A 25,207-nucleotide genomic window follows, 5' to 3' on the forward strand; every position below is an offset into this window, starting at 1 on the left:
TCTTACTCCACAATGTACCGGCCACGTTCGGCGACGGCAGATTTCACCAAGTCAATGAAAGCATCAATTGACATAGTACCTAAATTTTTTCCTGAGCGGGTACGGACATTGACAGTACCTTCTTCAACTTCACGATCGCCGAGAACCAAAAGGTACGGAATGCGCTCAAGTGTACGCTCACGAATCTTAAAGCCGATTTTCTCATTTCTCAAGTCTGAAATGGCACGTAAACCATTTTCTTTGAGTTTTGCCACAACTTGTTCACACGCTTCTGCTTGAGAATCGGTAATGTTCATGACACATGCCTGAACTGGAGATAACCAAGGTGGCATGAAACCAGCGTAGTGTTCAATAAGTATACCAATAAAACGCTCAAAACTGCCAAGAATTGCACGGTGCAACATCACAGGTTGATCACGTTCATTGTCTTCAGTAACAAAAGAGGCATCGAGACGTTCAGGCAAGTTAAAGTCACATTGAATTGTACCGCACTGCCATACACGACCTAAGCAGTCTCTCAATGAGAATTCAATTTTTGGCCCATAGAATGCGCCTTCGCCTGGTTGTAATTCCCAAGCCAGACCTGCTGCATCCAAAGCATCAGCCAAAGATTTCTCGGCCATGTCCCAAAGTGCATCATCACCCACACGCTTTTCTGGACGAGTTGACAATTTCATTTGCACTTCTTCAAAACCGAAGTCTTTATACACATCTAAAGTCAGTTGAATAAAGTCAGCAACTTCCTGACCAATTTGTTCTTTGGTACAGAAAATATGTGCGTCATCTTGAGTAAAGCCACGTACACGCATAATGCCGTGCAATGAACCCGATGGCTCGTTACGGTGACATGAACCAAACTCCGCTAAACGGATTGGCAAATCACGGTAAGATTTCAAACCTTGGTTAAATACTTGCACGTGACATGGGCAGTTCATTGGTTTTACGGCATAGTTACGACTTTCTGAATGTGTCGTAAACATGTTGTCCGCATAGTTTGCGGCGTGACCTGATTTTTCCCACAAAGTGAAATCGACGATTTGTGGTGTTTTAATCTCAAGATAACCATTGTCTTGCTGAACTTTACGCATGTATTGTTCAAGCACTTGGTAAATGGTCCAGCCGTTTGGATGCCAGAACACCATACCTGGTGCTTCTTCTTGCATATGGAACAAGTCTAACGCTTTACCAATTTTACGGTGGTCACGCTTTTCTGCTTCTTCAATACGTTTCACATAAGCAGCAAGCTGTTTCTTGTCCGCCCAAGCTGTCCCGTAAATACGTTGTAGCTGTTCATTCTTCGCATCACCGCGCCAGTAAGCACCAGAGATTTTAGTGAGCTTGAATGATTTTAAGAATTTTGTGTTTGGAACGTGTGGACCACGGCACATGTCCAAATAGTCTTGATGGTAGTATAAGCCCATTTGTGTTTCGTTTGGCATGTCCGCAATCAAGCGTAATTTGTATTCTTCACCACGTGCAGTAAATTCTGCGATCACTTCATCACGTGGGGTCATTTTTTTGATGACATCATAATCTTGGTCGATGAGCTTTTTCATGCGCTCTTCGATGGCTGCCATATCATCTAAGGTAAATGGACGTGGCATCCAGATGTCATAGTAGAAACCTTCCTCAATGACAGGACCAATCACCATCTTTGCTTCTGGGAAAAGTTGCTTGACTGCATGACCAACCAAGTGCGCGCAGGAGTGACGAATAATTTCAACACCTTCATCATCTTTAGGCGTGATGATTTGCAATGTTGCATCTTCGGTAATTAAATCTGACGCATCAACCAAGCGGTCATTGACACGACCAGCAACAGTATTTTTTGCAAGACCAGGACCAATGCTTAACGCAACGTCCATCACAGATACGGCGTGATCAAACTGTTTTTGATCGCCATTTGGCAAAGTGATAATTGGCATAGATAAATCCTTAAGGAGTGATGCCCCGCACAATAGAGCATGTCACCGCGAGATTAAAATCGAGGAAATCCTCAAAATAAAAACGGTGGGTAAAAAATTCCCCTACGATTCTACACGTCTTGGACTATTTAAGAAACCTTTGTATTTCAATCTGTAATTTTTTTAAATTTGCCATTCTGTCAAGTTCGAAAGTAAGACGCAGAGGTCAAGCGTATTAAGACTAAAGCAGGGCTGATTTTTAGTTTCCAATTCAACTAAGCTGTCTATAAATTAAACAAATCAAATAACAACAACATGACAGGAGTCATTGACATGGCAGTCAGTGCATATGATGAATTACCCAAAAATGCAGCCAATTTTGTTGCATTATCGCCATTACGCTATTTGGAGCGGGCAGCGCATATTTACCCACATCAGGCTGCAATGATTCATGGATCACGGCAGATTACTTGGCGTGAAAAATATACCCGCTGCCGTCAGTTTGCGCATCAGCTTAATCAACTGGGTATTGGCAAAAATGATACGGTTTCCGTGCTGTTACCCAATATTCCCACCATGATTGAAGCGCATTTTGCCGTTCCAATGGCAGGCGCTGTGCTGAATACCTTAAATACTCGTCTTGATGCCAAAACACTGGCTTTTATGCTGGATCATGCTGAAACCAAGCTGTTACTGGTCGATAGTGAATTTTCGGCTCTCGCACAAGAAGCGTTGGCTTTGGTTCAACATCAGATTCAAGTGATTGATGTGCATGATGCTGAATATGAAGGTGCTGTACAGGACATTGGCTTTATTGAATATGAAGCATGGATTGCTCAAGGCGACCCTAATTTTGAATGGCACTTACCTCAAGATGAATGGGATGCAATTAGCTTAAATTACACCTCAGGCACGACAGGCAATCCGAAAGGTGTGGTTTATCATCATCGTGGGGCTTACATTAATGCCGCCAGTAATATCATTGCCAGCGGCATGATTCCGCGTGCCAAATATTTATGGACACTGCCACTCTTTCACTGCAATGGTTGGTGTTTTGCATGGACGATGGCAGCCAATGGCGGAACCAACATTTGTTTACGCAAAGTCGATCCCGAACTGGTATTTAAACTGATTGCCGAGCATAAAGTCGATTATTTCTGTGGCGCACCGATTGTACTATCTCTACTCATCAACACACCAAAAGACAAACAGGCTTATTTTGAGCATCGTGTTGAAGTGATGGTCGCGGGTGCTGCACCGCCTGCTGCGATTATTGAAGGCATGCGTCATCTTGGGATTAATGTCACCCATGTCTATGGCTTGACCGAAACCTATGGCCCTTCTGCGCTCTGTGCATCACAGGCAGGCTGGAGTGAACTCTCCATTCAAGAACAAGCTCAGCTTCACTCTCGTCAAGGTGTTCCCTATCCGCTGCAAGACGGCATGAAAGTGATTGATCCTGAAAGCATGCAACCTGTTCCGCACGATGGTCAGACCATGGGTGAAATTATGTTCCGTGGCAATATTGTGATGAAAGGCTATCTAAAAAATCCAAAAGCCACAGAAGAAGCCTTTGCAGGTGGATGGTTTCACACGGGTGATCTGGCCGTCTGTCAGCCCGATGGCTATGCCAAAATCATGGATCGCTCTAAAGACCTGATTATTTCTGGTGGAGAAAATATTTCATCGCTTGAGATTGAAGAAGTACTGTATCGGCATCCTGCGGTTTTAACAGCAGCAGTCGTGGCTAAACCTGACCCTTACTGGCAAGAAGTTCCTTGTGCTTTTATTGAACTCAAAACAGGCTATGAACTCAGTGCCGAGCAACTGATTGACTACTGCAAACAGCATCTTGCACGTTATAAATTACCCAAAGATATTGTGATGACCGAGATTCCAAAAACCTCTACAGGAAAATTGCAGAAATTTATTTTAAGAGAATGGGCAAAACAGCGTGCTGAACAGCAAACAGGCTAAGTTACACTTAAAAAATAAGCGACCTTGATGGTCGCTTATTTTTATCTTGATTTGCCTTGATCAGACAACAAACCAATTTGTTGGACATAGTTCAACAATTTTTGACGAGAAACTTCAAGCTCCTCTTCGGTTGCTTCAAGTTTTTTATCACGATGAATACGCAAAATATGCTGACGCAACGTATGTTTATCGGTTGCGTTAAACTGTTTGCTAAATTCGTGAATGGCGCTATCACCCTGCTCAATCATACGATCAACCCAGCGTTGCAATTGTGCCTGTTTTTTTGCACCTTGCTGCGGGGTCAAATACGATAAGATCAAACTTTCATCTTCATTACGAAGAAGTTTACCAATACGTTGAAATTGACGGCGGCGCGCTTCAAATGAGCTAATCGCCTGTACATCAAGCAACGCTTCAATTAAACGCTCTTCAACTGGAAGTTGTTGAATTTGCTTAGTTGACAGCGCTGCCAATTGTTCACCCAAAGCAGCCATACGTTGTACGGCTTTCTTTTGTTCAGTTTTACTCGCACGACCTTCTAAAGATTCAAAATCTTCTTCGGTATAGCGTTGTTGCGGTCGTCGTGCCACGTTTAATCTGCCTCATAAAATTTTGCTGCGAAAAGAGCCAGAACTTCGTCCAAGGCTTTCTCTTCATCTGGTCCGTCTACAACAAGTCGTAATGTTGTCCCTTTCCCAGCACCAAGCATCAGCAATGCCATGATGTTCTTTGCATCGATCAGCTTATCACCCTTACCAATTTGAATCGAAGAGCGAAATTTGGTGGTCACTTCAATTAATTTGCCAGAGGCACGTGCATGTAAACCAAGTTTGTTAATTACATCTACTGTCGTGTCAATCATGACCAATGCTTCATTTCTCTATGTAAGACCTGAATAGACCAGTTCGCCTTCAATGCTTTTCTAAGTCTATCCACCATATAAACTGAGCGGTGCTGCCCACCCGTACATCCAATGGAGACGGTAATATAATGTCTATGCCCTTCTGCAAAGGCAGGAAGCCATTTCTCTAAAAATTGATAAATATCATCAAACATGGCATTGGTTTGATCACTTGCGCCTAAAAATCTTTGAATCGGTGCATCAAGACCAGAGAATTTACGCAATTCTAAATCCCAATGCGGGTTTGGCAAGTGCCGTACGTCGAAAACATAGTCCGCATCAAGTGGAATGCCATGTTTATAACCAAATGATTGCAAAATCACAATCATATCTTCTGACTGTCCAAGTTTGGACAACAAGGTATGCTTTAAATCATGCACACTTTTGTCTGTGGTATCAATATTTACCGTTGCCCGAAACTGTATAGGCAACAACAGACTTTTTTCTGCTTCAATACATTCAAGCAGAGTTTTATAGCGCGATGCAAGAGGATGCGGACGACGTGAAGCACTAAAACGAGAAATCAAGCCTTGATCTTGTGTGGTTAAATAAATGACATCGACCACACCATGTTTTTGCAACTGTTCAAAAACATGATCAAATTCTTGGAAATCTGCCTGAGTACTACGCACATCGACACCAAGTGCCAACTGCTCTAGGTTATTTTCATGATCCAGTTTTGCCACAATTTCGGGAAGCAGCGCCAACGGCAAATTATCAATACAGTAATAACCCAGATCTTCTAGCACCTGTAGCGCTGATGATTTTCCTGAACCTGACTGACCTGTGACAATTAAAATACGTTTCATGACACTGCTTTCCTCATTGCGTTTAAACAATGTTATCCAACAAATTTGACAACTAAATTATCAATTAAGCGTGTTGTACCCAGTTTTGCTGCAATAAAAATGACAGTGTCTTGCTGAAAACCCTGAACTGCTTGCAAACTTGGGCTACGTGCTTCTACATAATCCACGACAAAACCTGCGCTTGTCAGTTGAGTTTTGATTTCAGCCAAAACAATCTGTAAATCCACACCATTCAATAAAGCCTGCTCTGCAGTCTTTAAACTTTGGTAAATGGTTGGAGCAACAGCACGTTGTTCAGGTGTCAAATAACCATTACGTGAACTCAGCGCCAAACCATCGGCTGCGCGGGTAATCGGTACACCAATCACTTCGATTGGGAAACTTAAGTCTTGTACGAACTGACGAATCACTGCGAGTTGCTGAAAATCTTTTTGACCAAAAAATGCCAAACTTGGCTGAACAATATTAAATAATTTGCTCACCACAACTGCAACACCATCGAAATGCCCAGGGCGTGATGCACCGCATAAATCTTGTGTAATGCCTGAGACACTAATATTGGTCAAACGCGGCTGTTTGCCATACATTTGCTCAACACTTGGTGCGAAAATAATGTCGCAACCAACATCAGCCAGTAACTGACTGTCTTTATCTAGCGTTCTTGGGTAATTGGCATAATCTTCATTCGGTCCAAACTGAATTGGATTCACAAAAATACTCACTACAACCACGTCACATAGTTTCTTGGCTTCACGAACCAAATTAAGGTGACCTTCGTGCAGATTTCCCATGGTTGGAACAAAACCAACGCGTTTTTTGGCTGTACGTGCTGGACTAAGTGCGGCATTTAGCCCCTGAATTGTCGTTTCAGTTTTCATGATTACAACTCAACTTGGAAAGTATGTTCAATGCTTGGAAAACTCTGATCGAGTACAGCATCATGATATGCTTTTAAGGCATCAACAATGGCATGTTCGCCTGCTTGTTCCACCATAAAGTTACGGACAAATTTGGCAACTTTGCCAAAGGTTAGTCCTAACATATCTTGCACTACAAGGACTTGACCATCTGTGTCTTTTCCTGCTCCAATCCCAATCACAGGAATATGCGGGAACATTTCAGCAACTTCTTGACCCAACTGTGCAGGAACACATTCAAGTAGCAATATTGCAGCACCTGCATCAACCAAAGCTTGGCAATCTTCAATAAGCTGATCGGCAGCATCACGAGTTCTAGCTTGTAATTTATAGCCACCAAAGACATGTACAGATTGAGGCGTTAAACCCAAATGCATACACACAGGAATACCATTGCGGGTTAAATTTTTAACGGTGTCCGCAAGCCAAGCACCACCTTCAATTTTAACCATTTGCGCACCTGCCTGCATCACGGTACGGGCATTTTGCAAGGCATCATTTAAGGTTGCGTAACTCATAAATGGCAAATCAGTCATGATAAAGGCATGCTGATTGGCACGGCGTACTGCCGCTGTATGATATGCCATATCGGCAACAGTCACAGGTAAAGTTGAATCATGACCTTGAATGGTCATCCCCAAAGAGTCACCAATCAAAATGCTATCGATTTGAGCGACTTCCATCGCTTTTGCCATACTTGCATCATAGCAAGTCAGACAAGAAAATCGTTTTCCCTGTGCTTTTCGTTGTCGTAAATCATGGAGACTAATCATCAGCGTCCTCTTGTTCATCCTGACGTTGATTCTGCAAAGCCACATTCACCCAATCCTTGCCAAGCATCGGGGTTAGTCCTGATGACTGAACAAGTTCGAGTTGTTTAAGTGGCTGAGAATCAACTGTTAACTCTACATCTAAGTCTAATAGTGGGATCACCACAAAATCACGCAATAACACCCCTACATGCGGTACAGTGAGGCGTTCATGTTGAATTTTTTCTTGACCATATAATAGCAAGTCCAAATCTAGAGTCCGTTCACCCCAACGGCGTAAACGGACTCGACCTGCTTCTTGTTCAAACTGTTGTAATTGATCAAGCAATGCTAAAGGCGCTAAATCAGTGTTTAATTCAGCAACGGCATTTAAATAATCGGGTTGGTCTTGTGGACCCATCGGGGGCGTACTATAGAGCTGCGAAACTTGGACATCACCCAATGTTGCAAGCTTAGTCACAGCTTCTTGCAGAATGTGCAGCGAATCACCCAAGTTACTCCCTAAGCCAATATAACTTTTGACTGTCATTGTGTCGGCCCAAAAATCACTTGGCTTAAATCACGTTGTACACGTTTACGTTTTAAAATCGGGTGATTGGCATCAATACTGTCACCACTCTGTGCACTGAATGCAACAGCAGGCGAAGTCACAGGTGCAGACGATTTTTGACGTGAACGACGACTACGAGTTGGCGCTTCTGTGACCAGTGGCGCAATGCTACTTGAGTCTACTTCTGGCTCTTCAATGCGGACTTTACTTTGACTACGGCGAGTTTTGGCACGTTGACGATTATATTGCGCAATCGCCACTTCTTTTTCGTCAGTGGTCATGTCCTGATAAGCTTCCCACCACTGCCCCATGCCTTGCGTATTTTCATCGCCAGACTTTTCACGTAACAGCAAGAAGTCAAAGCCCGCACGGAAACGTGCATGCCCTGCCAATACTTCAATTTGCTGAGGTTTGGGGTTCAACAAACGGGTTTGCATTTCCCAGACTTCACGGATAAAAGTTTCAGCAAAACGTGGAATAATCGTCCGTGTTGACTGACGTTTCAGCACATCCAAGCCTGCTTGAGCACGTGCTTCAGCCGCAACCACACCTTTTACAGCATAAAAATCTGTACGTTCTAAAAAGTTACTCCACAACAAAACTGCATAGAAAAATGCAGGGTTGATGGTTTTACCAATTTGAATACGTTGATCGGTATTTCGGGCAGCAAGCGCAATAAATTTGCTGACTTCTGGACGAACTTCAGCAAACAATTGTTTCCACACACCAAAATCAATCAGTAACGACAATACATGTTGCAAATGCCCCATGGTAAAGAGTTTCTGAGACTCGTCATAAAGACGGTGCGGAGAGATATCGCGTAACAGTTGCGTCATTTCAGGCGTAAACACGTCTAAAATTTCGGGTGCAATGCTAAAATTCAGCTTGGCAGCAAAGCGCAATGTCCGCAGCATGCGTACAGGATCTTCTTCAAAACGGGTTTTTGGATCGCCAAGTAAACGCAAGGTTCTGCTTTTTACATCATCAATTGCATTGCAAAAATCTAAAATCACCCCTTGGCGTGGTTGATAGTACATCGCATTAATTGAGAAATCACGGCGGACAAAGTCCTGCTCAATCGTTCCCCAATTGTTGTCACGTAAAATCATGCCCTGTGCACTGGTCACTGCTTTTTTCGGAGGTGCACGGAAAGTGGCAACTTCAATCAGATCACGTCCAATATACACATGAGCCAATTCAAAACGACGCCCAATAATGCGGCAACGACGCCCAAACACTTCTTTAACCTGCGCTGGTGTAGCGTTAGTTACCGCATCGAAATCTTTTGGCTGTAGTCCGAGCATAAGATCTCGAACCCCACCACCAACGATATATGCCTGATAACCTGCTTTGGTGAGAGCATCAATAACTTCTACAATGGAAGAAGGTAATTGTTTGATGGATAAACCATATTTTGACGCGCGTAAGGTATGCAAAAGACGCTTTCTCCTACGTCTGGAGTTAATATTTTCAATCGTTGCTAATCATAGTGCATCAACCTACAAAGGGCAATTTGATTCTGCATCGTTGCTGTAATCTATTTCACGCCAAATATGTCTATTTTTCAAACCCTACAAAGCCAAATTTGACCGATTTTTCTCTAACAGTTTATCGCCAATTCCTTTGACATTTTTTAATTCATCAATGCTTTTGAATTTTCCATTTTTCTCACGATACTCAACAATCGCCTGTGCCTTCTTTTCTCCAATGCCATTGAGTTTATCTTGCAATTCTGTAGCACTGGCTTGGTTTAAGCTGACTTTATTGGTTTTCGATGTCGAGCTTGAACTCTGTGCCTGATTTTGAAAAACAGCATGTTGTTTATTTTTCCACTGTATATAGCGTTGGTCATAATCTTGTGCATTATTTGCCCACACAGGTGTCGCAATAACCAGTCCAATCAATAGTTTGCTGAGTTTTTTTATCATGTTTAAACCTATAATTGTTGTTTTGCTTGCTCCCAAAGTTGATCCATTTCGGTCAGGTTCATATCATCAACTGAGCGACCTTGTTGCCGAGCCTGATCTTCAATAAAAGCAAATCGTGTTCTAAATTTATGAATTGTGGAAAGTAAAGCCTCTTCCCCTGAGAGCTCTAGTTTACGACCAACATTAATTAAAGAGAATAAACAATCACCAAATTCGGCCTGTATTTCATCGGGATTTTGTTGTTGTATTGCCTGTTCTAGTTCAGCAATTTCTTCATGAACCTTTGCCATGGCATCTTGAACATTGGCAAAATCAAAACCGATCTTGGCAGCCTGTTTTTGAATTTGTTCAGCTTGCATAATCGCTGGCCCATGCTTGATCTGATCTAAATAAGATTTGGGCTGTCCCTGTTTTTCTTGTTGCTTAATCTGTTGCCAAAGTTCTGATACCTGCTCAGGGCTTAAGTTGGCATACTGCTCAGCTTGAAACACATGTGGATGACGGCGAATCAATTTTTCGGTAATCGCCTGCACCACATCATCAAAATTAAATGCTTGCTGCTCAGCATACATTTGCGACTGAAACACCACTTGTAAAAGCAAATCTCCAAGCTCATTGCGAATTTCAGCAAGATTCCCCTGACGGATTGCATCTTCCACCTCATAGGCTTCTTCAATTGCATAGCGGGTTAAGCTTTGAGGGGTTTGCGCCTTATCCCACGGACATTGTTCACGCAGTTGTTGCATCACTTCTAGAAGTTGTTGAATAGGCATGATTTTTTCCAAAAATAAAAAATTTAGCAAGAAAAAAGCCAACATCGAAGTTGGCTTTTTTACACAAGATTAATTTTAGCTACCTTGTACCAAACGACGGGCGCTAATAATGCCGGGCTGCTGCTCCAAACGGGCAAGCAAGCGTGAAAGTTGAGCTAAACCTTTGACTTCAATCAACAACTTCATATTTGCAATACCATCGGCTTCTGAAATGGTATTCACTTGGCGAATATTGATTTGATCTGCAAAAATCACTTGAGTGAGGTCACGCAACAAACCACGACGGTCATAAGCTTCAATCACAATTTGCACGCTTTGACCACGAGTAGGTTGCAACTCCCAATCTGCATCGACAGCACGTTCAGGTTCTTGAGTAATCATACGCACATAATCTGGACATTTCACTTTATGAATACTCACACCACGATTCAGCGTGATATAGCCACCAATTGGTTCGCCATGCACAGGCTGACAGCACTGGGCAATATGCAGTTCGACATTGTCTAGACCATCAATCAGAATTCCATGTGCCGATAAAGTATGACTTGCACGTGGATTCAGCGCAGGTTTTAAAACCAGTTCAGGCTCATCCTGATCCAGTTTCATGTGACGATTGACCTGATTCATCAAGGCATGCAGGCTAATGTCACCACTCACCAAACCAATCAGAATGTCATCACCCGACTTGACATTAAAATGACCACAATAGTCATTTAAATCGATACTTTTCGGATGGATCGCCAGACGTTGCAACTCTTTAGTCAGCAACTCACGCCCAACTTCCAAGTTCTTGCTGCGATCTTGCTGTCTAAACCAGTGGCGTAACTTGTCACGTGCACGTGCAGTTTTAATATAACCCAGAGAACTCACCAACCAGTCACGGTTTGGCTCACGGTCTTTCTTGGTTAAAATCTCAACCTGTTCACCTGTTTTCAAGGTGTAGGTTAAAGGTACATAACGCTGATTGACGCGTGCGGCATAGCAGTGGTTCCCCACTTGGGTATGCACATGATAGGCAAAGTCTAAAACGGTTGAACCACGTGGTAACTCTTTAATGTCGCCATCTCGGCTAAAGACATAGATTTTTTCAAAGTCATCAAAGTCTTGTAACTTGTCAAAATCATCTTCATCTTTAGGATGTGCACTGGTTTCGTTACGCTCCTGATAATGCTCAAGTACCGCACGTAACGAATGCAAACGATGATTGAACGAAAAATCGGTATTTTTCGACCCTTCTTTATAGTTAAAATGCGAACACACCCCTAACTCGGCTTCGTTATGCATTTCATGAGTACGAATTTGCACTTCGAGTGATTTATTTTCTGCAATCACTGCGGTATGTAAAGAGCGATAACCATTGGCTTTCGGATTGGTAATATAGTCATCGAACTGATGCGGGATATGCCGCCAAATCTGATGAACAATCCCGAGCACGTGATAACACTCAGGTACATCTTTCACCAATACCCGTAAGGCACGAATATCATATAACTGGTCAAAGCTCAGGTTTTTACTCTTCATTTTACGGTAGATCGAATAAATATGTTTGACCCGACCCGTAATTTCCGCATCAATCCCGTCATTCGCCAATTCAGTCTTGAGCTGATTGATGACTGACTGAATGTACTGCTCACGCTCTAAGCGCTTTTCATTGAGTAAAGTTGCAATTTCTTTATAACGATCTGGCGCCAAAAAGCGAAATGCCAAATCTTCCAATTCCCACTTGAGCTGAGCAATGCCTAAACGATGCGCCAGCGGTGAGTAAATGGTTAAAATCTCGCGGGCAACCCGTTCCTGACGTTCTTTTGGTGATTTTGCCAGTTCACGCAGTTCGTAAGTACGTTCTGCAAGTTTAATCAGCACAACACGAACATCTTCCGTGACCGAAATCAGCATTTTATAAATGCCTGTCAGATGCTCGCGTTGGTTATTATTAAAGTGGTCTTCTAAGCGTTTGTTCTTTTCAATCAGCTCAGACAACTTACCCATCGACAACGTGCCCTTGACCAGACTGAGGACACCTTCACCATAACGCTGCTGTACTTCGTCCAGTGTAGTGACACCTTCACGCACACTTCGATAGAGCAACGCGGCAATGAGTGTATTTTCATCGACATGCAAATGCGCCAAAATGTTTGCCATACCAATACCAGTGGCAAAGGTATTACTGCGGTGACTGACCGTAGTTTCTAATTCTTTTTGTAGCGTTAGCTTTGCGACCTCTTCCAATGTGGTCAATTTCGCCCCATCCAAATGGTGACGTACGCGCTCAAGCCAATCTGCTAAATCGTTTTGCGCTTGTAGGGCATGTTCGACAGTCGTTTCTTCTGACAACTGAGTGAGTCGTTCAGGTAACTGCTCACGTACTGTGACCATACCTATCTCCTATTATCGTGTCATTCATTTTCGTCGTTCATCAATTCTATTTTCTCAAACAAGGTAATCGACTCGACATGACCTGTATGAGTAAACATATCCATGACGCCTGCTTTTTTCAGCTGGTATCCCTGTTGGATAAGAATAGCAGCATCACGGGCAAGCGTGGCAGGATTACAAGAGACATAAACAATGCGTTTCGCATTAAAGTTAGAAATATAATGCATAACTTGCTCTGCCCCCGAACGCGGAGGATCAATCAATAATGCATCAAATCCTTGTTTTGCCCAAGTTTGTTGTGAAAAATCTTTTGTTAAATCATGTGAATAAAAACTTAATTGCATAAGCCCATTATGCAATGCGTTTTCTGTACCACGCTGAACCATGTCATCACTGCCTTCCACAGCGACCACTTGTCCACTCTGACCTACACAACGTGCCAGTGGTAAAGAAAAGTTTCCTAGACCACAAAATAAATCCAGCACGCGCTCACCTTGCTGCAACTTAAGCAATTCACATGCCAATTCTACCATTTGTGCGTTTACCGTGGCATTTACTTGTGTAAAATCTGACGGGGCAAACGCAAAATTGACATCAAAAGCCTCTAAACGATAGTGCAAACGCATTGGCTGTTTGGCATCGACCCGATGAATACTGTCCGTCCCTTCGGGTTGCAGATACAACTGCCAATGATTTTTTTGCGCAAAATCTAAAAGTTTTTGAACATCTGGTTGAATTAAAGCTTTGGTATGACGAAGCAACAAAGCAACTTCATCATCTCCCATTGCCAATTCTATATGACCAATATCTGCTTTGCCTTTTAGACTTTGGAGTAATTTTTTCAGGTCAGGCAACGATTGGTCGAGTTTTTGATCAAGCACAGGACAGTGTTGAATATCAATTAAGCGATTGCTTTGACGCTCTCGAAAGCCCATCACCAATTGCTGTTTTTTGGGAATATAACGCACCCCGATCCGCGCACGGCGACGATAGTCACTACGCTGTGAACGAATTGGTTCAAGCCAAACTTCGGGTTCAATCCCCGCAAAGTGTTGTAAATGTGATGCCAACACCTGTTGCTTGAAACGAATCTGCTCATCGGGATGCATATGCTGCAAATTACAGCCACCACAGTGCTGAAAATGCGGACACATCGGCTGAATACGATGTTCAGACGGTTCTGATAGCAACTCCAGCGTATCGGCTTCTTCTAAGCGTTTCACTTGATGGGTGATTTTTGCCTTGACCTGTTCATTCGGCAAAGCAAACTGAATAAAGACCTTCTTGCCATGCTTGTGTGCGGGGTGTCCTCGTTGCACATCATAATGGGCAATCCCTCGTCCCTCGTGCGATAACGATTCCACATGAAAAGTGTAAACTTCCGAAGAAGCGCTGCGAGTTTGGGCGTGCTGTTTCAAAAACAAAAACCTAATCTTGAACTGGGAAAAAATGAGAACTAAATGGCGTGTATTGAGCAGTTTTCTGCCACTGTGCCAAAAAGTCTTGCTGCTGAGGTTGGGTCGTCAAATACTGAATGGTATTATCAATCAACTGGCGGTGATCTTCTGCCAAAAGCTGCCCTTTGAGTAGCATCCAGCGCAAGTAAATCAACCATGTATTTAATACATCGCCTTCGCAATACTGGGTCAATTCAGCCCATGCCTGCTGACGAATCTGTTCAGGCACCAAATAACCCGCACCTTGACGTTTACCTGGAAAACCAAGCAACTGGGCAATATCATCCAGTTTCTGGAAATTACGCCCATTAAACATCGCCATCACATCCATCAGATCGACATGTTGATGATGGTAGCGGTTTTGATAGTTGTTAAAGCGCTTTTGACTGTCGATTTCGCCCTGATCAAACAAGGCAGGCGCAGACAGACCGTGATACATGGCACGGAATAAAATCACGGGTAAATCAAACTGCGAACCATTCCAACTCACCAAAACAGGATGGCGCTTTTCAAAAATCGAGAGAAACTTTTGCAACATGGTCGCTTCAGAATCATGCTCACGGCTAAATGAAAACAGTTTCAAGCCTTTTTCATCCATCCACAAACCTGAAATACATACGATTTCATGCAATGGAATCCGCTGAAAATCCGTGCCATGTTCCTGACGACGCAATTTATTTAAAGCCTGTTGCAAGTCATCTTGTGACAAATCCTGCAACTGATACAAATGCGCTCCCGCATTTAAATCGGTAATGGTTTCAATATCGAATACTAAAACGGGTAAGCGCATGCCATCTCTCTATTCTTGATCTTCTACAGAAAATAAGCCTGTAGACAGGTAACGGTCGCCACGGTCACAGATAATGCAGACAATCACCGCATCAGGTTGTTCTTCGGCAATCTTCAACGATGCCCACACTGCCCCACCCGATGAAGTTCCTGCACTAATGCCTTCAACACGCGCCAATTTACGCATGGTTTTTTCTGCTTCAATCTGTGGAATATCAATAATGCAGTCAATACGGGATTCATCAAAAATCGTTGGTAAGTATTCTTTCGGCCAGCGACGAATCCCTGCAATGCTCGAACCTTCTTCAGGTTGCAAACCAACAATTTGAATCTCAGGATTTTGTTCTTTTAAATATTTAGACACACCCATAATCGTGCCTGTCGTGCCCATTGCACTGACAAAATGCGTGATTTTTCCAGCAGTTTGTTGCCAGATTTCTGGGCCAGTGGTGAGGTAATGCGCTTCAGGATTATCAAGGTTTCCAAACTGGTTCAGTACCAGACCTTTCCCCTCTTGCTGCATCTGCATTGCCAAATCACGCGCGCCTTCCATGCCTTGCTGCTGCGTCACTTCGATGAGTTCAGCGCCATAAGCCGACATTGCATCTTTACGTTCTTGGCTCATGTTATTTGGCATAATCAGCTTCATTTTGTAGCCACGCATCGCAGCCACCATTGCCAAGGCAATTCCTGTGTTACCACTGGTCGCTTCAATCAGGGTATCGCCTGGCTTAATTTGACCACGTTTTTCAGCCTGCATAATCATATTGTACGCAGGACGATCTTTAACCGAACCCGCTGGGTTATTACCTTCCAATTTCGCAAGTACCGTGGCGTTGGTATGACAGGCTAAACGCTGTAAACGAACCAATGGGGTTTTGCCAACATAATGATCTAACAAGAATTCATCTGCGAAAAAGTCTGGATTGTAATTACTCATGATATGTACCTTGATCGAGGTGGGCATATTGTATGAAAAAATCCTGCTTACTGCACTCATTTCGCTATTTTTTCTGAAAATCATGAAAGCACAAACAGCCAAGTGAAAGCATGCTAATATGCGACGGTTGGGGAATAAATTGCATTGGTTATGGCAAAACTGAAAAAATCTTTATTACAACGGTTACAACTCAATCATGCTTATGGGCAGTTGGTTGCACTTATTTTTATTCCAATTGCCATTATTGCTGCGGTTGGCAGTATTCTCGTTATTCAAGAAACCTCTGCCTCTGCTCGTAGCCAGCAACGCCATGTTGCAATTGCAATTTTATCCCGCTATCAAAAAACAGCAGAACTCCTTGCCTATGCTGTTGAAAAAGAACCCAAGCTACAACCAAAGGTGCGCAACATCCTCATGCGGATGTTGAATGAGCCTTATTTGCAACGTGCAGCATTATTAAAAACCGATCACCAAGTACTGGTAAGTATCGGGTATCAGGCACAGCTTTCTTGGCCAAAGATTTCGAGTAATAGTGGTTTTATTGGTCCGATTCGACTTCATCACAACAGCATTTATGCTGCACGTGTTTCACCCGCAGGTCAGCAACCTGCTTGGCTGATTATTGAACTCGATAATAAGCCTTTAGAAATTGCCCATTATCGGGTGATTACCGTCCTGTTAATTACGGTATTTATCACATTATTATTGCTAATGATGTGTCTAAACTTCTATTCACGGCGCTGGATTGCACCGCTGTACGAAATGCGCATGCTGCTACAGCGTTTAAATGCCGACAATCTTGATCAATTGGTTGCAGTCAACAGTAGTGGTGAGCTTCGTTCATTGCAAAAAGATCTTGCCAATATGCTCAAGCGTCTGCATTACAGTTTTTTAGAGCTGCGCGACCATACCGAACAAACCGAAGATGACTTGCGTCGTACTCTTGACACCCTTGAAGTGCAGAACATTACCTATCGTCAGGCACGTGACCAAGCAGTTTCAGCCAACCAGTCGAAATCGGTCTTTTTGGCCAATATCAGCCATGAACTGCGTACACCGCTTAACAGTATTGATGGCTTTATCCATTTAATGCTGCGTCAAAACAATCTGAGTAATGATCAGAATCTGTATTTACAAACTATTCGTAAATCTTCTGCGCATCTGCTCGCACTGATTAATGACGTCCTCGATTTTTCTAAAATTGATGCAGGCAAACTCGAACTCGAAACCGCACCTTTTGAGATTGAAGATGCCATGTTCGATGTGATGGACATGCTCTCGCCTCTGGCATCGCAAAAAAATATCAATATCGCGTTTTACTTTGCCAACGACTTACCGCGTGAAGTGATTGGTGATGTGCTGCGCTTCAAACAAATTCTAACCAACCTGATTTCCAACGCGATTAAGTTCACCCCAGAAGGCGAAATTATTGTGCGCGCACGCATGGAGCATGATGACTTCGGTGAATGCACCATTCACTTTAGTGTGCAAGACAGCGGGATTGGCGTCAGTGGCAATGACCGTAAAAAACTGTTCGAATCCTTCTCACAAGGCGATGCCTCAGTAACCCGTCAATTTGGCGGTACAGGTTTAGGTCTCGCAATTTCCAAACAGCTTGTGCATTTGATGCATGGTCAAATTGGTTTTGAAGACAACCAAGAACGTGCGCCAACTGAAAAAGGCTCAACGTTTTGGTTTACCGCGAAATTTAAAGTGGATGATGAGCAAGATTCACCGACCATCGACTTTAGCCATGTGCATGTGGTGTCATTTTTATCACACCCTGCGACTGCTAATATTTTCCGTCATTATTTGGAAAATTATCACGCCAACCATACCGAAGCGTTCTCATTGCTGGATTTGTTTAGTCGCTTGCACCACTTACCGACAGACGAATATACATGGGTGGTGGTCGATCATGGTGGCGACACGCACGCTCTACTCAAGGAAATTCGCACTCGTTATCAGGGGCATTTGGCGGTTTATGGCTACCAAATGTCACTTGAGCCAAATATTTTAAGTGAATCTCGTGCAACCCCACTTTATCAGCCCTTGAGCCGTCGTTCATTGCTGCAACTCTTAAACAATCAGATCAATTTTGAAGAAGAAGATAAAGAATCCTTCGATGGACAAGGTTTGCATGTCTTGGCAGTCGATGATCATTTACCAAACCTGATTGTGCTTGAAGCCCTACTCGGTGAACTGAATGTCACCACCACAAAGGCACTCAGTGGGCAAGATGCACTCAACCTGATTCAGCAGCGTTTAGACAAAAAGCAAAAGCCATTTGATCTAATCTTTATGGATATTCAAATGCCTGTGATGTCGGGAATTGATACCACGCGCGCGATTCGCTCTTTAGAATCCACACTTGAAAATGTGCGCTTCCCGATTATTGCTTTGACTGCGCATGCACTTGCAGATGAAAAGCAAAAACTGCTTGCGGTAGGCATGGATGATTATGTTTCAAAACCGATTCAGATTGAACAGCTTATCCAGATTTTAACGCTGTACACTAAACAGCAATTTACTGAAAATACCAACAAGCCTGCACAAAATTCAGCGATTGAGAACCTCGATCCTGAAATTTTAGACTGGCAACAAAGTTTGCAACTTGCAGCCAACAAAGAAGATTTGGCACTCGATCTGTTGCAAATGTTGGTGGATAGCTTTAAGACTGAGCTAAATGAAATGCAACAATTGATTGAGCTAGAGGATTTTCCTCAACTCGAACATGTGCTGCATCGACTCTATGGTGCGACGCGTTATGTAGGTGCGCCTAAACTTCAGAAAGTTTCGGGTGAATTTGAGCAATTTGTCTCTATCTTGCGTAAAGAGCGCCGCGTTGCAGATGATGCTTTCATTCAAGATGTGCTTAAACACTTCGATGAACTCACCTTGGTGATTAGCCAAACTGAGCATGCCGCACAAAGCATTTTACATAAGTGACTGAGCTGTCAATCTGCCGAGTGACTAGCTCTGTTACACTCGGTAGATATTGACCTCAGGATGAAGCTCAACATGTCTTTACTACGCATTGAAAACAACAATAATATCGTCACCGTTTATCTCAACCGTCCAGATAAACGCAACGCCATGAGCTTTGCCTTACTTAAAGAACTTTATGAGACAGCACAGCGCTTGCGTCGTGATCGCCATGTTCGTGCTGTGATTTTGACAGGTGAAGCACAGGTCTTTAGCGCAGGCATTGACCTGAGTGATTTAAACTCTCCCAAACAACGAGCTTTCGCCTTATGGGAACTGGTTAAACCGCAGCAAAGTTTGTTTCAAAAAGCATTTTTGGTCTGGCAACAACTGCCCGTTCCTGTGATTGCCGTACTGGAAGGCTATTGCTTTGGTGCAGGCATGCAACTGGCTTTGGCCGCAGATATCCGCATTAGCCATCCAAATACCCAGTTTTCAATCATGGAAAGCCGCTGGGGTTTAGTACCCGACATGGGACTCACCCAGTCCCTGAAAGGCTTAGTCAGCATTGACCTCGCCAAAGAGCTGACCTTTAGCGCTCGAATTTTTGATGCGCCCTACGCCAAACAGATTGGTTTAGTCAGTCATCTTGATGAATCACCATTGCAACGCGCACAAGCTTTAGCAGAAGAAATTGCGACGCGCTCACCCGATGCTGTCATGGCAGCCAAATCTGTACTCAACAGCATGCTGCATCAACCGCTAAAAATGGCTTTACGCAGTGAAAAGATTTGGCAACTCAAGCTAATTCTTGGTAAAAATAGTCGACTTGCACGACTCAAAGATAAAGCACCCGAAACCACCTATCTAAAACGGCAATTTCAAGATTAAATATAGAGAATGAACAATGACTGGATGTCCACAAAAAATCGCATTTCTGGGAATGGGCTTAATGGGTAGCCGCATGACAAGCCGACTATTGGCAGCAGATTTTGAAGTTGCTGTTTGGAATCGTAGCCCTGCCGCCTGCCAGCCTTTAATCGAACAAGGTGCAAGCCAACTTAACTTGCAGCACATTGCAGATTATCCTGTGATTTTGGTTTGCCTTGCCGATGATACTGCGGTCGAACATGTCTTTGAACAGATTCAACCGTATTTGCAAGCGGGTCAAATCATAGTGGATTTCTCGAGTCTATCGGTCAATAAAACCCTTGAACTGGCAAAACTTGCAGCCGAACAGCAGATTACTTGGATTGACTCGCCTGTTTCAGGCGGAACCGCAGGTGCAGAACAAGGCAGCTTGGTAATTTTTGCAGGTGGCGACGCTGAGATCATTACGCAACTCCAACCGCTTTATGCCGCACTTTCACAACGTGTCACACGCATGGGTGATGTCGGAACAGGTCAGGCCACCAAAATCTGTAACCAACTGATTGTCGCAGCAAATAGCACACTGATTGCCGAGGCTGTTGCGCTGGCAGAACAAGCGGGCGTGGATACTCGACTTCTCGCGCCTGCCTTAGCCAATGGTTTTGCCGACTCCAAACCCTTTCAAATTTTAGCTCTACGTATGGCAACCGCCCAGTATCAACCTGTACAATGGAAAGTACAAACCCTCAGTAAAGACCTACAAAATGCCGTGTCTTTAGCACAGCAATATCAACTGGATATTCCTGTTGCAGAACGTGCATTACAACAACTGAAAAACCACCAGCAACATGGTTATGCTGAACAGGATTTATCCACAATAATTGAGCAGGTCAAGCAACCTGCTACGGCGGAGGAATAAAACATGAATAAACTTGCCGTCAACTTGTCCATGATTTTCACTGAAGTCCCACTGATTGAGCGTTTTGCACTGGCTCGGAAACATGGTTTTGATCATGTGGAAATTCAGTTTCCTTATGAACTCAGTATCGAACAGATTCGACAACAACTTGAACAGCATCAGCTATCATTATGCTTGATTAATGCACCAGTCGGTGACCTCATGCAAGGTGGAAACGGCTTGGCGGGCATTCCTGGGCGTGAACGCGAATTTTACCATGCTGTGCAGCATGCAGTTCGCTATGCGACATTGCTGAATGTTCCGAGTGTTAACCTTTTAGCAGGTAAACAACCCATTGATGCCGACTTACTGCCCTGTTTAGAAATTCTATCGAAAAATCTGAAACTTGCTGCTCATATCTTGACGGATTATCACATTCAACCTGTCTTTGAAATGGTCAATGGTACAGATATGCCGCGCTTTCTGATTCAAAATATTGCCCAAGCTCAAGACATGATGGATGTAGTGAATAACCCTGCGCTAAAAATGCAATATGACTGCTACCACATGGCAATGATGGGTGAAGATGTCCTTGAAGGCTTGCAAGAGAATATTACTCAAATTGGACATATTCAATTTGCAGATTGCCCAAACCGCCACGAACCGAATACGGGTGAAATCGCATTCAATAAAATTTTCTATTGGCTTAAACACAGCAACTATCAGGGTTATGTCGCTGCTGAATATAAACCAAGCAATCACTCAGAACAGAGTTTTGCGTGGAAAACACAATTTTTTGCAAATATATCCTGATCATTTCGTAGCAAAATTTGAATTTTTGGCGCAAAAAGGCTATAGTTCACAGTGAGTAATTGTCAGGACAAACATACCTCTTATGAATTTAGAACCATCGCCCGGCGCTTCTAATTCTCACAACCACGCAGTGGTAGATACACAAACTCAAGATGTGAGCGCTTGCTTGAATGCCATCCGTAATGCCCTTCAAGATGTAAAAGCCAAAGATATTATTGAACTTGATGTCAGCAGCATCAGCAATGTCGCAGATGCGATCGTGATTGCTAGCGGCACATCAACTCGCCACGTAAAAGCCCTTGCAGACAACGTCGCAGAAGAAGCGCGTAAAGCAGGCTTTCGCCCAATCGGTATCGAAGGCGAACGTGATGCTGAGTGGATCTTAATCGATCTCGGTTATGTTGTAGTACACGTGATGCTACCAACCGCACGTAAATTCTATGATTTAGAAAGCTTATGGCGCACTCCAGATGCGTCAGTAGCATAAAAAATTAAAAAAGCGACTCAAATGAGTCGCTTTTTTTACATCTAATACCAAGATCAGAATTTGAAGCTCAAGTTTAAATTAACCTGACGCTCATCCCCCAAGGTCACGACATAATTACTTACACCACCTGCATAGTACTCAGTGTTGAAAATATTTTTTGCATTGACACTCGCTTGCCAGTTACGAGCCTTATAGCCGACTTCAGCATCAAATAATGCATACCCCGGAATGGTGTAGTCATATTTATAGCTGCTTTTCTTCGACTCGCTACGCACACCGCCACCAATAAACCAACCATTCAATGCACCTTGGTTAAATTCATAACGGGTAGACAAGTTGAACATTTGCTTTGAAACATTGTTTAAGCGTTTACCAATATAGCTTGCAATTTCATTATCTATGATACGTGCAGTCGGCAAATAGGTATAGTTGGCACTAACCACCCAATTTGGCAACACGCGTGCAGTTAATTCTGTTTCGATCCCTTGGGTGTTTTCCTCACCTGTCTGGTAATTATCTCCATTTGCATCAGCCGATACCACATTGAAACGAGTGAGATCAAACCACGCTAAACTTGCCTGCAAACGTTGATCCAATGCTTGAAATTTAAAGCCGACTTCATATTGTTTGGCTTTTTCAGGATCAAAGACATTACCATTAACATCCACATCAGTCACAGGTAAGAACGATGTCGAATAACTCACATAAGGCGAAACCCAGTCATTAAAGGTATACAGTCCCGCAATACTTCCTGAAAATGCATGGCTATCTTTACTGTCCTTTGAGCCATCATAATGGCTTTTGGCATCGACTGAAGCCCAGTCATGACGCAAACCTAAATTCACATTAAAGCGATCAGTAACATCAATCTTGTCTCTAAAATACAAGCCCATGGTTTGCAGTGTCGTTTCAACACTATCACTACGCAAGGTTTTGGTCGCGCACCAATCTTTACTGGTATAACTTGGCGAATAAATATTTAAAGAACTAATGGTACAGTTATAGTTCCATACATCACGGGTATCATGCATCGCATCTAGGCCAAGCATAATATGATGCTGCATACCTGCAATCTCAAAAGTATTCGCAACATTGTTGTCGATACTGACATTGAGATCATCATAATGCTGATCACGCCCTTGACGGGTAATGGTGCTACTGGTTGCGGTTGATTTACTAATAAATACCCCTTGACCATCTAAACGTGATTTTTGAACAGCAAAGTTCTGTTTAAATGTCCAGCCATTATCAAACACATGCTTAAAGTTATAGCCAATTCGATAAACATCTGAAATATATGGATCTACACTCGGTTCACCAATAAATAAATGACGATTTACCGAACCATTGCTATTCGACAAAATACTGCCATAGACAGGTAAACCTTGCTGACGAACGTATTCCTTGTGACTATAACTTGCGATTACAGACAGATCAGTTTGATCACCTAGATCAAAATTATAAGATGGCGAGATATAAAAGTTTTTAAAATAAACATAATCTGTCGGATCGTCCTGATCAGAATAGGTCGCATTTAAACGCCATGCAGCCTTGTCAGAACCTTCAATGGTATGGTTGGTGTCGAAACCAACCTGACGCAAGTTATCACTCCCATAACGTACATCAACCTGATTAAAATTATCCTGAACAGGACGTTTTGTGACCAGATTGACGATTCCCCCTGGTGCAGTTTGCCCAAAGTCCATCGAATCTGGCCCTTTCACCACTTCAATACGCTCTAGACCTGTAATATTACTTGCAGAATCAGAAGCTTGCGCCTGACGCAAACCATCGACATAAATTGCATCGGAAGACAGTTGACCACGAATAATAAAATCATCTGAACCACGACGACCCAATGGCGCAGAGATTACACCCGACACCCCTTGAATCGCATCGGTCAAACTCATCGCCTGTTTTTCTTGAATCTGTTCACGCGTCACCACAGAAACCGATTTTGCAGTTTTAAACAGGGGTTGTTCAGATTTCAAACTTTGAGTTGTGGTCGCCACATAACTGTCTTTTACAGTCTTATTTGCAGCAACAGTAATGGTTGGAAGCACATTATCGTCGGCAAAAACAGGCTGTGTGATCGCCATCAGCGCCAAAGCCAAACTGCTTGGCACAAACAAGAAAGGTTTATTCATAAAATCTAAAAAATATCAGCGTAAAATTGTTTGCAAATATTAAACTTATTAATAATCTTTCTCAATAATGAATTTAAAATCTTGTTATATTGGTGCCAAATTCATAAAAATAAATGCAAAAGCAATGATTTAATTAATACTGATAAAAATTAAATCAATTATTTAAAAATATAAACAAATACAGTTGTTTAAAATTTCCATTTAGTAAAAATAAATAATCAATACAAGAAAAATTTAAATTATTCGCCATAGTAAGTTTTGATTGGGTATTTTTTCACTGTCGTTTTCCATTTACCTTGAATCAGTTTTCGCTCAGTCACAATCACTTTCTCACCCATCGTCGACATCGCATCTTCTTCACGCGTATAGACCAGTTTTAAACCTTTGTTTGGTACAACTTGATATTGTTGCCAAAGATGCCAACAACAGCCACTTTTATTCATGACTTCAAGACGTTTGTGCTTTGCATCTACAGAAAACATCCCCAAGTTTTCTTGGGTTAGATCTGAAAGTTCTGCACTCAAAACAAACGCATGGCGTGTCCGATTAAAGACGTAAATATCATAAGTTGGTCCACCATAAGGCCCATCATCACCACTTCGAATCGCCAAATCCTGCTGTCCATCGAAATTAAAATCATCAAATATCAATGCACTTTGCTCACCATACATTTGCACAATATTTGAAGACGGCTTTCCATGCTGATCGAGTTCCATGCTTAAACCATCCGACTCAAAGCGTTGAAAGACCTGCTTTTGACCCTTTTTATATAACTCAATTTTGGCATGCCCTGAGCACTCTTTTTGTTCACAACCCACATCTATTTTTGCATCATAAAACTTAGATGCATTTTTTATTTCGAAGCGTTGTGCCTGTAGCGAAAAGCTCAATAAACATCCTAGAAAGCAAAGTGTTGTTTTTTTCATTTTCAAATCAATTTAATTCTTTAAAGCTGTATTTTAATCAAATTCATACC

General features: G+C 42.8%; 22 protein-coding genes. 6 read left to right on the top strand and 16 right to left on the bottom strand.

Annotation, left to right across the window (positions count from 1 at the left end; translation table 11 throughout):
- Positions 1 to 2: 2 nt before the first annotated feature.
- Positions 3 to 1,925 carry a threonine--tRNA ligase gene (thrS, locus tag LVY74_RS06075; RefSeq protein WP_237814278.1) on the bottom strand — a complete coding sequence of 641 codons (1,923 nt, stop codon included), beginning with the start codon at positions 1,923 to 1,925 and terminating at the stop codon, positions 3 to 5.
- Positions 1,926 to 2,237: 312 nt separating this feature from the next.
- Between thrS and LVY74_RS06080 the strand changes: the two genes are divergently transcribed.
- Positions 2,238 to 3,881 (top strand): acyl-CoA synthetase, encoded by a 1,644-nt coding sequence (locus LVY74_RS06080; protein WP_237814280.1) that lies wholly within the window; start codon positions 2,238 to 2,240, stop codon positions 3,879 to 3,881.
- Between the two features lie 41 nt (positions 3,882 to 3,922).
- Here the strand turns inward: LVY74_RS06080 and yjgA are convergent, their stop codons facing one another.
- From yjgA to cysM, 13 genes are all read right to left on the bottom strand, one after another.
- A complete protein-coding gene (gene yjgA / locus LVY74_RS06085) occupies positions 3,923 to 4,471 on the bottom strand; it encodes a ribosome biogenesis factor YjgA (protein WP_111893166.1) in 549 nt (182 codons plus the stop codon).
- Positions 4,472 to 4,473: 2 nt separating this feature from the next.
- On the bottom strand, positions 4,474 to 4,743 hold the full coding sequence (locus LVY74_RS06090) for an HPr family phosphocarrier protein (protein ID WP_151710749.1): 270 nt from the start codon (positions 4,741 to 4,743) through the stop codon (positions 4,474 to 4,476).
- A complete protein-coding gene (rapZ, locus tag LVY74_RS06095; protein WP_151710750.1) occupies positions 4,740 to 5,591 on the bottom strand; it encodes an RNase adapter RapZ in 852 nt (283 codons plus the stop codon). Before rapZ ends, LVY74_RS06090 begins: the two co-directional genes overlap by 4 nt.
- 32 nt (positions 5,592 to 5,623) lie before the next feature.
- Positions 5,624 to 6,469, bottom strand: coding sequence for a pantoate--beta-alanine ligase (gene panC, locus LVY74_RS06100; RefSeq protein ID WP_237814282.1), 846 nt, complete (start codon positions 6,467 to 6,469; stop codon positions 5,624 to 5,626).
- Positions 6,470 to 6,471: 2 nt separating this feature from the next.
- A complete protein-coding gene (gene panB, locus LVY74_RS06105) occupies positions 6,472 to 7,281 on the bottom strand; it encodes a 3-methyl-2-oxobutanoate hydroxymethyltransferase (RefSeq protein ID WP_151710752.1) in 810 nt (269 codons plus the stop codon).
- The gene (gene folK, locus LVY74_RS06110) at positions 7,274 to 7,807 is read right to left on the bottom strand and encodes a 2-amino-4-hydroxy-6-hydroxymethyldihydropteridine diphosphokinase (RefSeq protein ID WP_237814284.1); all 534 of its coding nucleotides are present in this window, start codon (positions 7,805 to 7,807) and stop codon (positions 7,274 to 7,276) included. Before folK ends, panB begins: the two co-directional genes overlap by 8 nt.
- Entirely contained in the window at positions 7,804 to 9,264 is a 1,461-nt protein-coding gene (gene pcnB, locus LVY74_RS06115) for a polynucleotide adenylyltransferase PcnB (RefSeq protein WP_237814286.1), read from the bottom strand. The genes folK and pcnB overlap by 4 nt, the downstream gene beginning before the upstream one ends.
- 135 nt (positions 9,265 to 9,399) lie before the next feature.
- Complete coding sequence (locus LVY74_RS06120) at positions 9,400 to 9,756, bottom strand: ComEA family DNA-binding protein (RefSeq protein WP_151710755.1); 357 nt, start codon at positions 9,754 to 9,756, stop codon at positions 9,400 to 9,402.
- A gap of 8 nt (positions 9,757 to 9,764) precedes the next feature.
- On the bottom strand, positions 9,765 to 10,529 hold the full coding sequence (gene mazG, locus LVY74_RS06125) for a nucleoside triphosphate pyrophosphohydrolase (protein ID WP_269090965.1): 765 nt from the start codon (positions 10,527 to 10,529) through the stop codon (positions 9,765 to 9,767).
- 75 nt (positions 10,530 to 10,604) lie between these two features.
- A complete protein-coding gene (locus LVY74_RS06130) occupies positions 10,605 to 12,905 on the bottom strand; it encodes a RelA/SpoT family protein (RefSeq protein ID WP_237814288.1) in 2,301 nt (766 codons plus the stop codon).
- A 20-nt stretch (positions 12,906 to 12,925) separates the two neighbouring features.
- Positions 12,926 to 14,323, bottom strand: a complete 1,398-nt coding sequence (gene rlmD / locus LVY74_RS06135; RefSeq protein WP_237814290.1) for a 23S rRNA (uracil(1939)-C(5))-methyltransferase RlmD — start codon at positions 14,321 to 14,323, stop codon at positions 12,926 to 12,928.
- Between the two features lie 10 nt (positions 14,324 to 14,333).
- On the bottom strand, positions 14,334 to 15,152 hold the full coding sequence (locus LVY74_RS06140) for a 3'-5' exonuclease (RefSeq protein WP_151709348.1): 819 nt from the start codon (positions 15,150 to 15,152) through the stop codon (positions 14,334 to 14,336).
- A gap of 9 nt (positions 15,153 to 15,161) precedes the next feature.
- Positions 15,162 to 16,091, bottom strand: coding sequence for a cysteine synthase CysM (cysM, locus tag LVY74_RS06145; protein WP_237814291.1), 930 nt, complete (start codon positions 16,089 to 16,091; stop codon positions 15,162 to 15,164).
- Between the two features lie 150 nt (positions 16,092 to 16,241).
- Here cysM and LVY74_RS06150 point away from each other — a divergent pair, with 150 nt between their 5' ends.
- The 5 genes from LVY74_RS06150 to rsfS all read left to right on the top strand — a co-directional run bounded on the left by LVY74_RS06150 (position 16,242) and on the right by rsfS (position 22,084).
- Complete coding sequence (locus LVY74_RS06150) at positions 16,242 to 19,040, top strand: GacS-like sensor histidine kinase (protein WP_237814292.1); 2,799 nt, start codon at positions 16,242 to 16,244, stop codon at positions 19,038 to 19,040.
- 72 nt (positions 19,041 to 19,112) lie between these two features.
- Positions 19,113 to 19,907, top strand: a complete 795-nt coding sequence (locus LVY74_RS06155) for a crotonase/enoyl-CoA hydratase family protein (RefSeq protein ID WP_237814294.1) — start codon at positions 19,113 to 19,115, stop codon at positions 19,905 to 19,907.
- A gap of 16 nt (positions 19,908 to 19,923) precedes the next feature.
- A complete protein-coding gene (locus LVY74_RS06160; RefSeq protein ID WP_237814295.1) occupies positions 19,924 to 20,805 on the top strand; it encodes an NAD(P)-dependent oxidoreductase in 882 nt (293 codons plus the stop codon).
- Positions 20,806 to 20,808: 3 nt separating this feature from the next.
- Positions 20,809 to 21,597: a hydroxypyruvate isomerase family protein gene (locus LVY74_RS06165; RefSeq protein WP_237814297.1), complete on the top strand. Its 789-nt coding sequence runs from the start codon at positions 20,809 to 20,811 to the stop codon at positions 21,595 to 21,597.
- Positions 21,598 to 21,679: 82 nt separating this feature from the next.
- Positions 21,680 to 22,084 carry a ribosome silencing factor gene (rsfS, locus tag LVY74_RS06170; protein WP_151709354.1) on the top strand — a complete coding sequence of 135 codons (405 nt, stop codon included), beginning with the start codon at positions 21,680 to 21,682 and terminating at the stop codon, positions 22,082 to 22,084.
- Between the two features lie 53 nt (positions 22,085 to 22,137).
- Here the strand turns inward: rsfS and LVY74_RS06175 are convergent, their stop codons facing one another.
- Both LVY74_RS06175 and LVY74_RS06180 read right to left on the bottom strand, forming a co-directional pair.
- A complete protein-coding gene (locus LVY74_RS06175) occupies positions 22,138 to 24,231 on the bottom strand; it encodes a TonB-dependent siderophore receptor (RefSeq protein ID WP_237814298.1) in 2,094 nt (697 codons plus the stop codon).
- Positions 24,232 to 24,470: 239 nt separating this feature from the next.
- On the bottom strand, positions 24,471 to 25,157 hold the full coding sequence (locus LVY74_RS06180) for an XAC2610-related protein (RefSeq protein ID WP_237814300.1): 687 nt from the start codon (positions 25,155 to 25,157) through the stop codon (positions 24,471 to 24,473).
- Positions 25,158 to 25,207 lie beyond the last annotated feature (50 nt).

It is taken from the genome of Acinetobacter sp. ME22, assembly GCF_022012315.1.
In the GTDB taxonomy this organism is placed as follows: Bacteria; Pseudomonadota; Gammaproteobacteria; order Pseudomonadales; family Moraxellaceae; genus Acinetobacter; species Acinetobacter brisouii_A.

Excerpts from the sequence above, each read along its gene's own strand:
- folK (WP_237814284.1), bottom strand. The coding sequence starts at position 7,807 with ATGACAGTCAAAAGTTATATTGGCTTAGGGAGTAACTTGGGTGATTCG.
- LVY74_RS06140 (WP_151709348.1), bottom strand. The coding sequence starts at position 15,152 with ATGCGCTTACCCGTTTTAGTATTCGATATTGAAACCATTACCGATTTA.
- rsfS (WP_151709354.1), top strand. The coding sequence starts at position 21,680 with ATGAATTTAGAACCATCGCCCGGCGCTTCTAATTCTCACAACCACGCA.
- LVY74_RS06130 (WP_237814288.1), bottom strand. The coding sequence starts at position 12,905 with ATGGTCACAGTACGTGAGCAGTTACCTGAACGACTCACTCAGTTGTCA.
- LVY74_RS06180 (WP_237814300.1), bottom strand. The coding sequence starts at position 25,157 with ATGAAAAAAACAACACTTTGCTTTCTAGGATGTTTATTGAGCTTTTCG.
- LVY74_RS06120 (WP_151710755.1), bottom strand. The coding sequence starts at position 9,756 with ATGATAAAAAAACTCAGCAAACTATTGATTGGACTGGTTATTGCGACA.
- thrS (WP_237814278.1), bottom strand. The coding sequence starts at position 1,925 with ATGCCAATTATCACTTTGCCAAATGGCGATCAAAAACAGTTTGATCAC.
- panB (WP_151710752.1), bottom strand. The coding sequence starts at position 7,281 with ATGATTAGTCTCCATGATTTACGACAACGAAAAGCACAGGGAAAACGA.
- LVY74_RS06160 (WP_237814295.1), top strand. The coding sequence starts at position 19,924 with ATGACTGGATGTCCACAAAAAATCGCATTTCTGGGAATGGGCTTAATG.
- LVY74_RS06080 (WP_237814280.1), top strand. The coding sequence starts at position 2,238 with ATGGCAGTCAGTGCATATGATGAATTACCCAAAAATGCAGCCAATTTT.
- panC (WP_237814282.1), bottom strand. The coding sequence starts at position 6,469 with ATGAAAACTGAAACGACAATTCAGGGGCTAAATGCCGCACTTAGTCCA.
- LVY74_RS06155 (WP_237814294.1), top strand. The coding sequence starts at position 19,113 with ATGTCTTTACTACGCATTGAAAACAACAATAATATCGTCACCGTTTAT.
- LVY74_RS06090 (WP_151710749.1), bottom strand. The coding sequence starts at position 4,743 with ATGATTGACACGACAGTAGATGTAATTAACAAACTTGGTTTACATGCA.
- LVY74_RS06165 (WP_237814297.1), top strand. The coding sequence starts at position 20,809 with ATGAATAAACTTGCCGTCAACTTGTCCATGATTTTCACTGAAGTCCCA.
- rapZ (WP_151710750.1), bottom strand. The coding sequence starts at position 5,591 with ATGAAACGTATTTTAATTGTCACAGGTCAGTCAGGTTCAGGAAAATCA.
- cysM (WP_237814291.1), bottom strand. The coding sequence starts at position 16,091 with ATGAGTAATTACAATCCAGACTTTTTCGCAGATGAATTCTTGTTAGAT.
- mazG (WP_269090965.1), bottom strand. The coding sequence starts at position 10,529 with ATGCCTATTCAACAACTTCTAGAAGTGATGCAACAACTGCGTGAACAA.
- LVY74_RS06175 (WP_237814298.1), bottom strand. The coding sequence starts at position 24,231 with ATGAATAAACCTTTCTTGTTTGTGCCAAGCAGTTTGGCTTTGGCGCTG.
- LVY74_RS06150 (WP_237814292.1), top strand. The coding sequence starts at position 16,242 with ATGGCAAAACTGAAAAAATCTTTATTACAACGGTTACAACTCAATCAT.